The sequence below is a fragment of the Gordonia crocea genome (assembly GCF_009932435.1).
Taxonomy (GTDB): domain Bacteria; phylum Actinomycetota; class Actinomycetes; order Mycobacteriales; family Mycobacteriaceae; genus Gordonia; species Gordonia crocea.
The window spans coordinates 1-14,541 of sequence record NZ_BJOU01000002.1 but is presented as its reverse complement, the minus strand read 5'-3'; the positions used below and the strand labels follow the sequence as shown (position 1 = coordinate 14,541).

Sequence of the window (14,541 nt, the reverse complement as noted above, 5' to 3'; positions counted from 1 at the left end):
GCCGGTGGGCGCGCACGGCCTCACCCTCACGGCAGACCTGGACCGCCGGTTTCGCCCGGCTCGGCGCGCTCACGCAGTGCCGCGGCCACGGCCCGCAATTCGTCAATCTCCCGGGCCAGCTTCTCCAGCGTCCAGTCGACTTCGGACTGCTTGTATCCGCGGAACGCGAGGGCGAAGCGGACCTTGCGGACATCGTCACCGGCGATACCCGCGCGGGGCAGCTCGGTGACGGTCACGTCGTCGTCGACGGCCCTCAGGTCCTCGCCCCGGCCGAAGACGAACCACACCACAACGAAGAGCAGTCCAGCCACCACGGCCAACCCGGCGGCATACGCCAGAATCATCCCCATCGGTGTGCCCCCTGATTCCCGAGGACCGAGTCCATCGGCGGCCGGTCGACCAAGACCACTTCGGTGACCTGGGTGGCGAACGAGCCGTCGGCCGCCGCCGCGAACTGGACCAGCGGCGCTTGCGAGTCGTCGATCCCGCAGCGGCGCAGCAGGGTCCCGACGATCTGGCGGCTCATCACGCCCAGCTCGGTCAGCGGGCGGTGCCGGTGCACGCGGACCCCGAGGTTGACCTGGCCGATCGCCTGCGGACCGCGCGCTTCGTAGGTGTCGATCAGCAGGCCGATCTCCACGCCGTATCCGGGGGCGAACGGCAGCGACGACAACAGCTCACGGGTGCCGGCGTACTCCCCGCCCAACGGTTGGACGATGGGGCTCAGCTCGGGGCGCAGCGCCGCCAACAACGGACGGGCCACGAGTTCGGTCACCCGGCCGCCGCCGTCCTCGACGTGTTGGGCGGCGGTGCGCCAGGGCCGTCGGTAATAGCCCTTGACCAGCTCGATTCCCGGCTGCGTGATGATCGGCCCGACCAGCTTCGGCACGAACATCGGATCGGGCGAGACCAGGTCGGAGTCGATGAAGACGATGATGTCGGCCTGCGTCGCGGCGATCGCGCGCCACAGCACCTCCCCCTTCCCGTCGACCGGCGGCACCTGGGGCAGGGCCTCCTCGCGGCTCACCACCCGGGCACCGGCAGCGGCGGCCACGACGGCGGTGTCGTCGGTGGACCCGGAGTCGAGCACCACCAGGTCGTCGACGAGGCCGCCGACCAGCGGGCGGATCGACTCGATGACTCCGGCGACGGTGTCCGCCTCGTTCAAGGCCGGCAACACGACCGCGATCGTGCGCCCGTCCTTGGCCGCGACGAGCTCGGGCGCGGTCCAGGCGGGCCGGTCCCAGGTCGGGATGCCCGACGCCGGGCGGGTCGGCGCGCCGCTCATGCCAGCCCCCGGATCGCCCGCACCGGGGAACGCCGGCCGGTGATCGCCGCGACCATCTCCACCACCCGCCGGGTGGCCGCGACCTCGTGCGCGCGGAAGATGCGCGCACCGTGCTCGGCGGCCAATGCGGTGGCGGCCAGGGTCCCGTCCAGGCGCTGGTCGAGGTCGACCCCGAGGGTCTCGCCGACGAAGTCCTTGTTGCTCAACGCCATCAGCACGGGGAACCCGGTGGCCGCGAGTCGATCCGTGTGGCGCAGCAGCGCGAGTCCGTGGTGGGTGTTCTTCCCGAAGTCGTGCGTCGGGTCGATGATGATGCCGTCGGCGCGCACCCCGGCCGCCGCGGCGCGGCGGGCCGCCGCGGTCAGGTCGCCGACGACCTGGTCGACGACGTCGGTCGCGGCATCGCCGTAGCGGACCCGGTGCGGCCGGGTGCGCGGCACCGCGCCACCGGTGTGGGAGCAGACGAGGCCGGCGCCGCAGCGGGCCGCCACGTCGACCAGGCCCGGGTCCGCCCCCGCCCAGGTGTCGTTGATCAGATCGGCCCCGGCGGCGCACGCGGCCTGTGCCACGCTCGAGCGCCACGTGTCGACGCTGATCACCGTCTCCGGGAACCGTTCGCGCACCCAGGCGATGAACGGGACCACCCGATCCGCCTCGGCCTGCGCGTCGACCCGCTCCCCCGGGCCGGCCTTGACCCCGCCGATATCGATGATGTCGGCACCCTCGGCCACTACCTGCTCGACACGGCGGCGGGCCGGCTCGTCGTCGAAGCTCGCCCCCCGGTCGTAAAAGGAATCGGGGGTGCGGTTGACGATCGCCATGACCAACGCCCGGTCGGCGGCCACCGGCCGTCCGCACAGGGTCGCCGGAAGGGTGGTGGTGGTCGTCACCGTGTCCACGCTACCGCTGGGGACCACGCACCCTCAGCCGCGGGGGGCCCGGGCGGCGGCCACGTCGGCCGCGTAATCGGCATACGCCTCCACGTATCCGTCGGACCGGCCGCGCAACGCGTAGAGCGGATCGCCACCGACGTCGCCGAAGCCCTCGTCACGCAGGTCGACCTTGCGGGTCTTGAAGGTCGAGGTGGCCTCCACCTCGCCGATGATGCGCACGAAAAGCGGGATCGCATAGGCCGGCAGCACGCGGTAGAGATGCTCGGCGACAGCCTTCCCGTCGAACTCGGCACCCTCGGCCAGCGTCACCGCGGCCATCCCGGCCCGACCGTCGCAGCCGGGCACCTCGACGCCGTAGACGACCGCCTGGTCGACCCCGTCGAGACCGTCGAACGCGCCCTCGACCTCGGTGGTCGCGACGTTCTCCCCCTTCCAGCGGAAGGTGTCGCCGAGGCGGTCGACGAAGGCGATGTGACCCCATCCGACCTCGCGCACGAGGTCGCCGGAGTTGAACCAGGAGTCGCCGGGTTTGAACCCGTCGCGGATGATCTTCTTCTCCGTCGCCGACGGATCGGTGTAGCCGTCGAGCGGCACCCGGTCGCTGATCTCGGAGATCAGCAGGCCCGGCTCGCCCTTCCGCACCGCCCGCAACCGACCGGCGGCGTCGCGCTTGGCCTCGCCGGTCGCCTGGTCGTACTCGACGACCTTGAACGGCAGCGGGCAGAACCCGGCGGTCTTGGCGACGGTGAACACGTTGACGAACGCGAGGTTGAGCTCGCTGGCCCCGTAAAACTCGACGATCCGCTTGACGCCGAAACGCTCGACGAACTCGTCCCAGATCTCCGGGCGCATGCCGTTGCCGACGGCCAGCCGCACGCCGTGGGTGCGGTCGGTCGGCTTCGGCGGCTGGGCCAGCAGGTAGCGGCACAGCTCGCCGATGTAGCAGAACGCGGTCGCGCGGTTGAGGATGATGTCGTCCCAGAACCGCGACGCGGAGAACTGCTTGGCGATCGCCACGGTGGCCCCGGCCGCGAGCACTGCGCCGAGCGAGACCGACAGTGCATTGTTGTGGTAGAGCGGCAACGGGATGTACATGGTGTCGGAACTGCGCAGCCGCACCGCCATCCCGCCGATGCCGGCCATGTTCGCCAGCCACCGGTTGTGGCTCATCACGCTCGCCTTCGGCAGCCCGGTGGTGCCGGAGGTGAAGATGTAGAAGGCGTTGGTCGAGGCCGGCAGGGTGGCCGTCACCGCCGGGTTGGTCGCCGGCCGTGGCGCGGCGGCCTCGTCGAAGGCGGCGTAGTCGTAGACATGCGGGGGGTGCACCTCGGCGTCGAACGAGTCGAAGGTGTCTTTGCACTCGGGGTCGTAGACCAACACCGAGGCGCCCAGCAGCTTTATCGAGTGGTTGCCGATCGCACCGTGCTGGTTGTAGTTCAGCATGCCCGCGACCGCGCCGAGCTTGACCGCGGCCAGCGTCAGGTACAGCAGCGTGGGCGAGTTCTTGCCCAGGAGGGCGACGACGTCACCGGTCCGCACACCGTCGGCGGCGAGTTGGGCGGCATAGCGGTTGACGATCGCGTTGGCCTCGCCATAGCTGGTGGCGCGGCCTTCGAAGCGGACGAAGGGCCGCTCCGGATGCTTGCCGGCATGCTTCTGGAAAACGCTGCCGATGGTTTTGCGCGCATCGGCCGGGCGGTGGATCAACCCGGGCGCGTGCCGGACCATCAGCGGCGCCGACGGCACCATGTCCACCACGCCCTTGGCCAAGTCGGTGAGCCGGACCTTGGTGGTCGCACGGCTGTTCGTCATGGGCCTCAATCTCCTCGCTGCCGGGGGTGTTGCCCACAGCTTACTGTTGGGTAACCAAGCTCACAGCAGCACCCACGGATCCGACGACGAGGAGGCGGTCGAGCGCCTCGTCGGAAACGAATCCGTCGGCGCGCAGGTCGCGCAGCCATCGCAGCATCGGCTGGTAGAAGCCGTCGGCGTCGAGCAGCACCACCGGCTTGTCGTGCTCGCCGAGGAATCCCCCGGTCCACGTCTCGAACAGTTCCTCGAGGGTCCCGATCCCCCCGGGCAACGTGATGAACGCATCGGCACGGGCCTCCATCAGGCGCTTGCGCTCCCGCATAGTCTCGGTGACGACCAGTTCGTCGCTGTCGGTGTCGGCGGCCTCGCGGTCGACGAGGTGGCCCGGAATGATCCCGACGGTCCGCCCGCCGGCCGCCCGCACCGCCGCGCCCACCGCACCCATCATCGAGACGTTTCCGCCGCCGCTGACCAGCGTGTGGCCGGCCGCGCCGAGCGCGGTCCCCAACTCGGCCGCCAACTCCAGGTAGTGCTGCGGCACCGGTCCGGACGCGCAATACACGCAGACCGACGCCACTACGCCTCCTCCCGCGCCGCCCGGGACGCGTCGAGGACGGCCACCACCTCGGCCGGCGTTTCCACGACGCTCAGCAGATCCGGGTCCGCCGGGTCGATCATCCCCTCGTCGACCAGCGTGGACCGCAGCCAGTCGACCAACCCGCCCCAGAACGCGCGGCCGACCAGGATGATCGGGAACTGGGTGACCTTGTGGGTCTGCACCAGGGTCAGCGCCTCGAAGAGCTCGTCGAGCGTGCCGAAGCCCCCCGGCAGGCAGACGAAGGCCTGCGCGTACTTCACGAACATCGTCTTGCGGGCGAAGAAGTAGCGGAAGTTCATCCCGGTGTCGATGAACGGGTTGAGGCCCTGTTCGAACGGCAGCTCGATGCCCAATCCGATGGAGCGCGCGCCGGCCTGCCGTGCGCCGCGGTTCACCGATTCCATGCTGCCCGGCCCGCCGCCGGTGATGACCGCATATCCGGCCTCCCCGATCGCGCGGCCGAGGTCCACGCCCAACTCGTATTCGGGGGTGCCCAACCGCGTGCGCGCCGAACCGAAGACGGTGACGGCGTCTTCGACGTGCAGCAGCGCGTCGAAACCGTCGACGAACTCCGCCTGGATGCGCAGCACCCGCCAGGAGTCGTCGATCTTGATCTGGTTGACGTCGGCTTGACAGCGCGGCGGACGGCGGTTCAGCAGCCGGCGGTCCGACGTCACCGACAGGTCGGTGGCATCCCCGCTGGTCCACGTCGGGCCCGAGTAGCGCCCGCGGTCGGGTTCGGTCACCGCGCACCCCCGCCCAGGTAGTCGCGCAACACGCGGTGGACCTGGTGGATCTGGCCCACCGGGACGTGCTCGTCGCGCATGTGCGCAATGCTCGGGTCGCCGGGGCCGAAATTGACCGCCGGGATGCCGCGCGCGGCGAACCGCGCCACGTCGGTCCACCCGTACTTGGCGCGGAATCGGTGGTCGGCGGCGGCCACCAGTTCCGCCGCGGCGGGGTTGGCCAAGCCGGGCAGTGCGCCCGGCGCCAGATCGGTGACCTCGACGCCCAGGTCGGCGCCACCGGGGGCGCCGGCGATCACCTCGCGGACATGCGCGAGCGCCTGCTCGGAGCTGCGGTCGGGCGCGAACCGGAAGTTGATGTCGACAGCGGCCTCGTCGGGGACCACGTTGCCCGCCACGCCGCCGCTGACCGCGACGGCCTGCAGGCCCTCCCGGTACTCGCAGCCGTCGATGTCCACGCGCCGGGGCTGATAGGCCCCCAGCACCTGCAATAGCCCGCCCAACCGGTGAATCGCGTTGTCCCCCATCCACGCCCGGGCGGTGTGCGCCCGGGTGCCGTGCGCGGTGACCCGTACCCGCAGCGTTCCCTGACACCCGGCTTCGATGAGCCCGCCCGTCGGTTCGCCCAGGATCGCCACGTCGGCGTCGAGCCACTCCGGCAACTCCGCCTCGATCGCACCGAGCCCGTTGAACTCGGCGGCGATCTCCTCGCAGTCGTAGAACACCAGCGTCAGGTCGTGGCGCGGTTCGCGCAGCGTCGCGGCCAGGTGCAGGAACACCGCGTCGCCCGACTTCATGTCCACGCTGCCGCAGCCGTGGATCACCGCGCCGTCGGCGCCGTCCTCCCACCGGTGCGGGACGTTGTCGGCGATCGGAACCGTGTCCAGGTGCCCGGCGAGCATGACCCGCCGTTCTCGCCCCAGCCGGGTGCGGGCGAGCACGCGGTTGCCGTGGCGCAACACCTCGAAGCCGGTCGTCTGCTCGCGCAGGGCCGCCTCGACCGCGTCGGCGATCGTCGTCTCGTCGCGCGACTCGCTGGGGATGTCGATGAGCGCAGCGGTCAACTCCGCCGGATCGGCGCGCAAGTCCAGAGCCATGCCCTCACCGTACCGGGGCCCGCGGCCCTAGTGATCGATGGCGCCCGCAGCGCCGACCCCGGTCAACGACCGGACCTCCATCTCCGCGTTGCGCTTCGGATCACCGCGCTCGGCCGAGGTCAGCGTCCCGACGATGCCCAGGACGAAGGCCAGCGGGATCGAGACCAGCCCCGGGTTCTGCAGCGGGAACCAGGCGAAGTCGGCGTTGGGCAGCATCGACGACTTGCCGCCCGACACCGCCGGGGAGAACACGATCAGGATGATCGCCGACGCGAGACCGCCGTACATGCTCCACAGCGCGCCCCGGGTGTTGAACCGGCGCCAATACAGCGAGTACAGGATCGTGGGCAGATTCGCCGACGCGGCGACGGCGAAGGCCAGCGCGACCAGGAAGGCGATGTTCTGCCCGTTGGCCAGGATGCCCAGCACGATGCCGAGGACGCCCAGGACCACGACGGTGATGCGCGAGACGCGCACCTGTTCCTCGCCGCTGCAGTTGCCGCGCTTGATCACGCTGGCGTAGATGTCGTGCGCGAACGAGGCCGACGCCGTGATCGCCAGGCCGGCCACCACCGCGAGGATGGTGGCGAACGCGACGGCCGAGATGACCCCGAGCAAGACCGTGCCGCCCAGTTCGAGCGCCAGCAGCGGGGCCGCCGCGTTCTCCTTGCCCGCCGCGGCCAAGATCTTGTCGGGACCGACGATCGCCGCGGCACCGTATCCGAGGATCAGCGTGAACAGGTAGAAGGCGCCGATCAGGCTGATCGCCCAGACCACCGAGCGGCGCGCCTCCGTGGCCGTCGGCACGGTGTAGAAGCGCATCAGGACGTGCGGCAGACCGGCCGTGCCCAGGACCAGCGCAATGGCCAGGGAGAGGAAGTCGATCTTCGTCGTCATCGTCGCGCCGTATTTCGCGCCGGGCGCGAGGACGTCGCGGGCGGCGACCGCCTTGTCCGAGGAGTTCCCGATCGCGGTCTGCGCCTGGCCGAACAGGTCGGAGACGTTGAGCCCGACTTTGACCAGCACGATGGCGGTCATGACCGCGGCCCCGGCGATGAGTAGGACGGCCTTGATGATCTGCACCCAGGTGGTGCCCTTCATGCCGCCGATGAGCACGTAGGCGATCATCAGCACGCCCACGACCGCGATGACGATCGACTGCCCGGTGCGCGAAGACACGTCCAGCAGCAGCGCCACCAGGCCGCCGGCACCGGCCATCTGGGCCAGCAGGTAGAACAGCGACACCGTCAGCGTCGAGATGGCGGCCGCGGTACGGACCGGGCGCTCGCGCAGCCGGAAGCTGAGGACATCGGCCATGGTGAACCGGCCGGTGTTGCGCAACAGCTCGGCCACCAGCAGCAGCGCGACGAGCCAGGCGACCAGGAAGCCGATCGAGTAGAGAAAACCGTCGTAGCCGTACACCGCGATGGCGCCGGCGATGCCGAGGAAGCTGGCCGCCGACAGGTAATCGCCGGCGATGGCGATGCCGTTCTGCGGTCCGGAGAACGAACTGCCGCCGGTGAAGAACTGCGACGCCGTCTTGTTGTTGCTGCTGACCTTGATCACCACGGTGAGCGTCACGGCCACAAAGGCGACGAAGATGGCGATGTTGACGGCGGGATTGCCCACTCCCGACGCGGCCGCCGCGGCGTTCATCGGCCGGCCTCGGCAGCGTAGCGGCCGTCGGCGAAGCCCTGGCGCACCACTTCGGCCGCGGGGTCGAGCTTGCGGTCGGCGAACCGGATGTAGGCGAAGGTGATGGCGAAGGTGGTCACGAACTGCAGCAGCCCCAACACGATGCCCATGTTGATCCGACCCCACACCTGCGTCGCCATGAATTCGTGGGCGAAAGCGCCGAGCAGGGCGTAAGTCGCGTACCAGACGAGGAAGAAGGCGGTCATCGGGAAGACGAATCGGAGAAGGATGCGGCGCAAGTGCTCGAACTCGGGGCTCGCGGCGGCGGTGAGGAACTCCTCGCCGGTGGGAACCGACCGCTGGGGGTCGTCGGATTCGGGCACGGGGTCCTCCTGCGGTGTGGCACCGGTCACGTGGTGTGCTGCGAAAGTAGCAGCCCTCCCGTCCGATTCGGACGCAACGGTAGGATTTCGGCCGTGAGCAACCAAGGAGCCTTCGCCGTAGGCATCGCGACCATCACCATCCCCGACGCCGGGGGCGCCGAAAGCGTCCTGGACACGTGGTTCCCCGAGCCGCAGTTGGGTGTCGTCTCGTCGTCGGGCACCAAGATCCTCGCCGATGCCGACGTTCCGCCGGAACTGGCGCCGCTGGTGGGCACCGACGCCGACCGCGGGGTCCGCACCGTCGCCGTGCGCACCAGCATCGTCGACCTGACCGCCGCGCCCCTCGACGCCCACGACGTCTACCTGCGCCTGCATCTGCTGAGCCATCGGCTGGTCGCGCCGCACGGGGTCAACCTGGACGGCCAGTTCGGCCTGTTGAGCAACGTCGTGTGGACCAACTTCGGCCCGTGCGCGGTCGACGGCTTCGAGCAGGTCCGCGTGAAGCTGCGCGCCCGCGGCAACGTGACCGTCAACTCGATCGACAAGTTCCCCCGCATGGTGGACTACGTGATCCCCGCCGGCGTCCGCATCGGCGACGCCAGCCGGGTCCGCCTGGGCGCCCACCTGGCCGAGGGCACCACCGTCATGCACGAGGGCTTCGTCAACTTCAACGCCGGCACCCTGGGCGACTCGATGGTCGAGGGCCGCATCTCGGCCGGCGTCGTCGTCGGCGAGGGTTCCGACATCGGCGGCGGTGCGTCGACGATGGGCACCCTGTCCGGCGGCGGCAAGGAGATCATCACCCTGGGCAGGCGCTGCCTGCTGGGTGCGAACTCCGGCTGCGGCATCCCCCTGGGCGACGACTGCGTCATCGAGGCGGGCCTCTACGTGACCGCCGGCACGAAGGTCGTCGGCCCCGACGGCACCGAGGTGAAGGCCCGCGACCTGGCCGGCCAGTCCAACATCCTGTTCCGCCGCAACAGCACCACCGGCGCAGTCGAGGTCGTGCCGTGGAAGGGTGACGGCATCGCCCTCAACACGGCCCTGCACAAGAACGACTGAGGTCTTCCTCCCGCACCGATTCGCATTTCCCGACGGAATAACCGCGGGAAGTGTGGATCGGTGCGGGATAAGCACCGGCCCCGCCCTGCAAACGGTCGGCGTCAAGGGCTGGGACGGCTTCGCCATCGCCCTCGTGCGCTGAGCCTGGGTTATCCGCGCAGGCGTCGGGCCGCTTCGGCGATCTGCTCGTCGGAGGCGGTGAGTGCGATGCGCACGTGCGTCGCACCGGCCGGGCCGTAGAAGTCGCCGGGGGCGGCGAGGATTCCGCGCTGCGCCAACCAGTGGTGCGTGACGCGCGCATCCTCGTCGCGGGTCGCCCACAGGTACAGCCCCGCCTCCGAGTCGTCGACGCGCATCCCCGCCTCGATCACCGCCGGCTTGAGGACCTCTCGGCGCGCCCGATAGCGCTGGGCCTGCTCCTCGACGTGCCGGTCGTCGGCGAGTGCCGCGGTCATCGCCGCCTGGATCGGGAAGGGCACGATGAGTCCGGAGTGCTTGCGCACCGCCAGCAGTTCGGCGATCAACCCGCGATCGCCGGCGAAGAAGCCCGCGCGGTACGACGCGAGGTTGGAGATTTTGGACAGCGAGTGCACGGCCAGCAGTCCGGTGGTGTCACCGTCGCAGACGCGCGGGTCGAGCACCGACACCGCCTCGGCCTCCCAGGCCAGGCCCAGGTAGCACTCGTCGGACACGACGATCGCGCCGCGCTCGCGGGCCCACGCAACGGCGGCGCGCAACTCGTCGACGCCCAGCACCGCGCCGGTGGGGTTCGACGGGGAGTTCAGGAAGACGAGGGCGGCCTCGGCCAGGTCGGCGGTACCCGAATCGTCGGCACGAACCGGAGTCGCACCCGCGAGCAGCGCGCCCACCTCATAGGTCGGGTAGGCGATCTTCGGCAGCACGACCGTCGAACCGGACTGCAACCCCAGGGTCGAGCAGACCCCGGCGATCGCCTCCTTGGTCCCGATGACCGGCAGGATCTGCTCACCGGCCAATTCGACGGTGTCGTAGCGCCGGTGAAGCGCCGCCGCGGCGGCGGCGCGCAACTCGCCGGTACCGACGGTCAGCGGATAGCCGGGGAACTCCGAGGCCGCGGCCAACGCCTCGCGGATGAGCGGGTCGACCGGGTCGACGGGGGTGCCGACGGAGAGGTCGACGATCCCGCCCGGATGCGCGGCGGCCGTGCTTCGGGCACCGGCGATGGTGTCCCACGGGAAGTCCGGCAGCGAGGCGCTGACCGGTATGCGACTGGCCGCCACCCGGGTCAGTCCTCCTCGCCCATCGGCGGCAGCTCCTTGACGAACGGCGGGTCGTAGTCGGTCTTGCCGACCTTGCTCGCGCCGCCCGGGGAGCCCAGATCATCGAAGAAGTCGACATTGGCCGCCACGTACGGTTCCCACTCGTCGGGGACGTCGTCCTCGTAGAAGATGGCCTCCACCGGGCAGACCGGCTCACAGGCACCGCAGTCCACGCACTCGTCGGGCTGGATGTAGAGGCTGCGACCACCCTCGTAGATGCAATCCACCGGGCATTCTTCGACGCAGGCCTTGTCCATGACGTCGACGCAGGGCTCGGCGATGATGTAAGTCACCACGGTCTCCTTAACGATGCGGGCTCACGGCGCCGACATCGAAGGCGGCGCCGGGCGTCACGGCTATGGGCTGGGCCGCGGCGCCCCGGGTTACAAAAGTCTTCGGTCCCAGGTTACAAGTCATAGGCCACGGCCAGCGAAATCGGGGCACCACCTGCATGGCGCAGGTCACCCCGATCGACCTGAACGCGCCCGTACTCGGTGGTCCGCTGCCGGGCCCGACGACCGATTCCCGCGGCAATCTCGTGCAACTCGGCAACCGTCTTCTCCGACCCGTGCATCGACCCCGCCATGCGCGAGATGGTCTCTTCCATCAGGGTTCCGCCGAGGTCGTTGGCCCCGCCGTTGAGCATCGCCCGGGTACCGTCGACGCCGAGTTTGACCCAGCTCGTCTGGATGTTGTCGATGCGTCCGTGCAACATGATCCGCGCCAGCGCGTGGACGGCCCGGTTGTCGCGGCGGGTCGGCCCCGGCCGCGATGCCCCGGCCAGGTACAGCGGCGAACTCTGGTGGACGAACGGCAGCGGCACGAACTCGGTGAAACCGCCGGTCTCGTCCTGGATCGACCGCAGCGTGTTGAGGTGGCCCACCCAGTGCCTCGGCGCGTCCACGTGGCCGTACATCATCGTCGAACTCGAGCGCAGGCCCACGCTGTGCGCGGTGGAGATCACCTCGATCCACGTCGCGGTCGGCAGCTTGCCCTTGGTGAGGACCCAGCGGACCTCGTCGTCGAGGATCTCCGCGGCGGTACCGGGGATCGTGTCCAACCCGGCCTCGCGCAGCGCGACCAACCAATCGCGGACCGACTGGCCGCCGCGGGACGCACCGTTGACGATCTCCATCGGGCTGAACGCGTGGACGTGCATCGACGGCACGCGCGCCTTCACCGCGCGCACCAGGTCGGCGTAGCCGGTGACCGGCAGTTCGGGGTCGATGCCGCCCTGCATGCAGACCTCGGTGGCCCCGGCGACATGGGCCTCCCAGGCCCGGTCGGCCACCTCGTCGGCGGACAGCGTGAAGGCGTCGGCGTCGCCCTTGCGCTGGGCGAAGGCACAGAACCGGCACCCGGTGTAGCAGATGTTGGTGAAGTTGATGTTCCGGTTGACGACGTAGGTCACGTCGGGGCCGACCACCTCGGCGCGCAATGAATCCGCCAGCGCGACAACCGCTTCCAGGTCATCGCCGTCGGCGGTGGCCAGCGCGAGATAGTCCGCGTCACTGCACCCGGCCGGGTCGGCCTCGGCGCGGCGCAGCGCGGCGACGACCTCCGACGACAACCGGCTCGGCGCGCCGGACTCCGCGTCGGCGAGCGCGGCCACCTGGCTGCGGACGGTCTCCCAGTCGCCGAAGGCCGAACCCAGGTCGCTGCGGGTCTCGGTGCGCCGGCCCTCGCCGTCGATCTCGGTGTTGAGGTCGACCCGCCCGGTCGACTCCCATTCCTCGTCGGGCTCCTGCCACGGCCGCCCGACCGGCATCGCCCCGTCGGCGGCCAGCCCGGTATCCGGGTCGGCCAGCGCGCGCACGTGCCCGGCGACCCTCGGGTCGATCCACGGCGACCCGGCGAGGATGTAGGGCGGCTGCGCGGTGAGGCGCTCGGTCAAGGTGAACCCGCTGGCCGCGGTGATGTCGGCCAGGGTGTCCAGGTTCGGCCACGGCCGTTCCGGATTGACGTGGTCGGGGGTCAACGGCGACACCCCGCCCCAGTCGTCGATACCCGCGGCGATCAGGTCCGCACACTCCCCCGCGTCGACGAGGTTCGGCGGCGCCTGGATCCGCATCGCCGGTCCGAGCAGCAGTCGGGACACCGCGATCGCCGCCCGGTACTCGGCCAGATCCGCGTCGGGTACCGACCGCATGGCGGTGTCCGACTTGGCCCGGAAGTTCTGGACGATGACTTCTTGGATGTGGCCGTAGGCCTTGTGACTGGCGCGGATCGCCATGATCGACTCGGCGCGCTCGACCCGGTTCTCGCCGATCCCGACGAGGATCCCGGTGGTGAACGGCACCGACAACCGGCCCGCGTCGGTGAGCACCTGCAGGCGCACCGACGGATCCTTGTCCGGACTGCCGTAGTGCGGCTGCCCCTTCTCCTCGAACAGCCGCCGCGACGTGGTCTCCAGCATCATCCCCATCGACGGGGCGACCGGCTTGAGTCGTGAGATCTCCTCCCACGACATGACTCCGGGGTTGAGGTGCGGCAGCAGGCCGGTCTCCTCCAGCACCCGGATCGCCGCGGCGCGCACGTATTGCAGCGTCGAGTCGTAACCGCGGGCGTCGAGCCACTCGGCGGCCTGCGGCCACCGGTCCTCCGGACGGTCGCCGAGCGTGAACAGCGCTTCCTTGCATCCCAATGCGGCGCCGGCCCGGGCGATCTCGAGGACTTCGTCGATCTCGAGGAACATGCCCTTGCCCTGGCCGGCCAGCTTGCCCGGCACGGTGACGAACGTGCAGTAGTGACACCGGTCCCGACACAGGTGCGTCAGCGGGATGAAGACCTTGCGCGAGTAGCTGATCTGGCCGTCGCGGCCGGCCGCTTTCAACCCGGCGTCACGGACACGCGCGGCGGAGGCGGTGAGATCGGCGAGGTCGTCGCCGGTGGCGGCCAGCAGTACTGCGGCTTCGTCGACGTTGAGTGTCGCACCGTCACGAGCGCGCCGGAGCGCACGTCGCATGGCCGCCGCGGAGGGGCGTTCATCGGTCACCATCCCGATAGTAGACCGACTCTCCGAACTGCTACCGCCCCCGGGCCGCCCGGTCGATGTCGCGGCGCGCCGCCTCCTCGACCCGGCGACGGGTCTGCAGGAACGACGCCAGTGCGGCCGGGACGGCCACCCCGGCGAGGATCAGCGCCACGACCCGCCAGTCGGACAGGAACAACACGTCCCCGCCGGGCCCCCCGCCCAGGGCGATGACCAGTACCAGCCCCCAGCCGAACACCGGCAGCCAACTGAGCGGCGCCCGGGCATGGGCCGAGGCGAGCCAGAGCAGCAGCGCATTGCCCACCGCGGCGATGAGGATGCCGATCGGCGCGACGACCGTGCCGAGGTAGAGGTTGAGGAAGGCCACCGAGAGGATCCCGACGATCAGCCCGTCGATGAACAGCAATGCCAGCATTGCCCTATCGCCGCCGCGCTTCATCGGATCCCCTCGAACAGATCGGTTTCGCGCGGCGCCCCGGCCGGTGGTGCCGCGTCGTCGACGCGCCGGAAGTGCTCGACGGCGAAGACCGGCTGCACGATGGTGTTGGACAGGGCGTACTCGGTCCCCGACGGCGCCACCGTCACCTGTGTGGCGTGGGCGGCCAGCGCGGCCACCTTGCGGCCGACCACCGCACCGACGTCGACCTGCGCGGTGATCTCGGCATCGGGATAACTCGGCAACTCGCCGGGCTCGGGCATCCGCCAGCCCGCCGGGACCCGCCCGGCGGCGTCGGCCA

At 70.4% G+C, this 14,541-nt stretch carries 14 protein-coding genes and 1 pseudogene; 1 reads left to right on the top strand and 14 read right to left on the bottom strand.

All coding sequences use genetic code 11. The annotated features are described in order from the left end of the window. Positions 1–26 precede the first annotated feature (26 nt). The 9 genes from nbrcactino_RS11730 to nbrcactino_RS11690 form a co-directional block, all read right to left on the bottom strand. Positions 27–350, bottom strand: a complete 324-nt coding sequence (locus nbrcactino_RS11730; RefSeq protein ID WP_186343378.1) for a DivIVA domain-containing protein — start codon at positions 348–350, stop codon at positions 27–29. Then, the gene (locus nbrcactino_RS11725; protein ID WP_161927751.1) at positions 341–1,288 is read right to left on the bottom strand and encodes a glucosyl-3-phosphoglycerate synthase; all 948 of its coding nucleotides are present in this window, start codon (positions 1,286–1,288) and stop codon (positions 341–343) included. Before nbrcactino_RS11725 ends, nbrcactino_RS11730 begins: the two co-directional genes overlap by 10 nt. Beyond that, positions 1,285–2,109, bottom strand: a complete 825-nt coding sequence (gene folP, locus nbrcactino_RS11720; protein ID WP_161928011.1) for a dihydropteroate synthase — start codon at positions 2,107–2,109, stop codon at positions 1,285–1,287. Before folP ends, nbrcactino_RS11725 begins: the two co-directional genes overlap by 4 nt. A 102-nt stretch (positions 2,110–2,211) precedes the next feature. Continuing rightward, entirely contained in the window at positions 2,212–3,993 is a 1,782-nt protein-coding gene (locus nbrcactino_RS11715) for a long-chain-acyl-CoA synthetase (RefSeq protein ID WP_161927750.1), read from the bottom strand. Between the two features lie 40 nt (positions 3,994–4,033). Further along, positions 4,034–4,570 (bottom strand): LOG family protein, encoded by a 537-nt coding sequence (locus nbrcactino_RS11710; protein WP_161927749.1) that lies wholly within the window; start codon positions 4,568–4,570, stop codon positions 4,034–4,036. Beyond that, entirely contained in the window at positions 4,570–5,337 is a 768-nt protein-coding gene (locus nbrcactino_RS11705; RefSeq protein WP_161927748.1) for an LOG family protein, read from the bottom strand. Before nbrcactino_RS11705 ends, nbrcactino_RS11710 begins: the two co-directional genes overlap by 1 nt. Then, complete coding sequence (gene dapE, locus nbrcactino_RS11700) at positions 5,334–6,434, bottom strand: succinyl-diaminopimelate desuccinylase (RefSeq protein WP_161927747.1); 1,101 nt, start codon at positions 6,432–6,434, stop codon at positions 5,334–5,336. Before dapE ends, nbrcactino_RS11705 begins: the two co-directional genes overlap by 4 nt. Before the next feature lie 27 nt (positions 6,435–6,461). Next, the gene (locus tag nbrcactino_RS11695; RefSeq protein WP_161927746.1) at positions 6,462–8,090 is read right to left on the bottom strand and encodes a monocarboxylic acid transporter; all 1,629 of its coding nucleotides are present in this window, start codon (positions 8,088–8,090) and stop codon (positions 6,462–6,464) included. Then, positions 8,087–8,452, bottom strand: coding sequence for a DUF485 domain-containing protein (locus tag nbrcactino_RS11690; RefSeq protein WP_161927745.1), 366 nt, complete (start codon positions 8,450–8,452; stop codon positions 8,087–8,089). Before nbrcactino_RS11690 ends, nbrcactino_RS11695 begins: the two co-directional genes overlap by 4 nt. Positions 8,453–8,545: 93 nt before the next feature. Between nbrcactino_RS11690 and dapD the strand changes: the two genes are divergently transcribed. Beyond that, positions 8,546–9,514 carry a 2,3,4,5-tetrahydropyridine-2,6-dicarboxylate N-succinyltransferase gene (gene dapD / locus nbrcactino_RS11685; RefSeq protein WP_161927744.1) on the top strand — a complete coding sequence of 323 codons (969 nt, stop codon included), beginning with the start codon at positions 8,546–8,548 and terminating at the stop codon, positions 9,512–9,514. Between the two features lie 149 nt (positions 9,515–9,663). Here dapD and dapC read toward each other — a convergent pair whose 3' ends face one another. The 5 genes and pseudogenes from dapC to nbrcactino_RS11660 all read right to left on the bottom strand — a co-directional run. Further along, entirely contained in the window at positions 9,664–10,773 is a 1,110-nt protein-coding gene (gene dapC, locus nbrcactino_RS11680; protein ID WP_186343377.1) for a succinyldiaminopimelate transaminase, read from the bottom strand. Positions 10,774–10,778: 5 nt separating this feature from the next. Next, positions 10,779–11,108 carry a ferredoxin gene (gene fdxA / locus nbrcactino_RS11675; RefSeq protein ID WP_161927743.1) on the bottom strand — a complete coding sequence of 110 codons (330 nt, stop codon included), beginning with the start codon at positions 11,106–11,108 and terminating at the stop codon, positions 10,779–10,781. 110 nt (positions 11,109–11,218) lie between these two features. Further along, a complete protein-coding gene (locus nbrcactino_RS11670; RefSeq protein WP_161927742.1) occupies positions 11,219–13,810 on the bottom strand; it encodes a bifunctional FO biosynthesis protein CofGH in 2,592 nt (863 codons plus the stop codon). 28 nt (positions 13,811–13,838) lie between these two features. After that, positions 13,839–14,219, bottom strand: a complete 381-nt coding sequence (locus tag nbrcactino_RS11665) for a facilitated glucose transporter (protein WP_161927741.1) — start codon at positions 14,217–14,219, stop codon at positions 13,839–13,841. Between the two features lie 20 nt (positions 14,220–14,239). Continuing rightward, positions 14,240–14,541 (bottom strand): annotated as a pseudogene (locus nbrcactino_RS11660) (N-acetyl-1-D-myo-inositol-2-amino-2-deoxy-alpha-D-glucopyranoside deacetylase); the annotation flags it as partial.

Coding starts and splice junctions, on each gene's coding strand:
- nbrcactino_RS11725 (WP_161927751.1), bottom strand. CDS start 1,288: ATGAGCGGCGCGCCGACCCGCCCGGCGTCGGGCATCCCGACCTGGGAC.
- nbrcactino_RS11730 (WP_186343378.1), bottom strand. CDS start 350: ATGGGGATGATTCTGGCGTATGCCGCCGGGTTGGCCGTGGTGGCTGGA.
- nbrcactino_RS11695 (WP_161927746.1), bottom strand. CDS start 8,090: ATGAACGCCGCGGCGGCCGCGTCGGGAGTGGGCAATCCCGCCGTCAAC.
- nbrcactino_RS11665 (WP_161927741.1), bottom strand. CDS start 14,219: ATGCTGGCATTGCTGTTCATCGACGGGCTGATCGTCGGGATCCTCTCG.
- dapE (WP_161927747.1), bottom strand. CDS start 6,434: ATGGCTCTGGACTTGCGCGCCGATCCGGCGGAGTTGACCGCTGCGCTC.
- nbrcactino_RS11715 (WP_161927750.1), bottom strand. CDS start 3,993: ATGACGAACAGCCGTGCGACCACCAAGGTCCGGCTCACCGACTTGGCC.
- folP (WP_161928011.1), bottom strand. CDS start 2,109: ATGGCGATCGTCAACCGCACCCCCGATTCCTTTTACGACCGGGGGGCG.
- nbrcactino_RS11670 (WP_161927742.1), bottom strand. CDS start 13,810: ATGGTGACCGATGAACGCCCCTCCGCGGCGGCCATGCGACGTGCGCTC.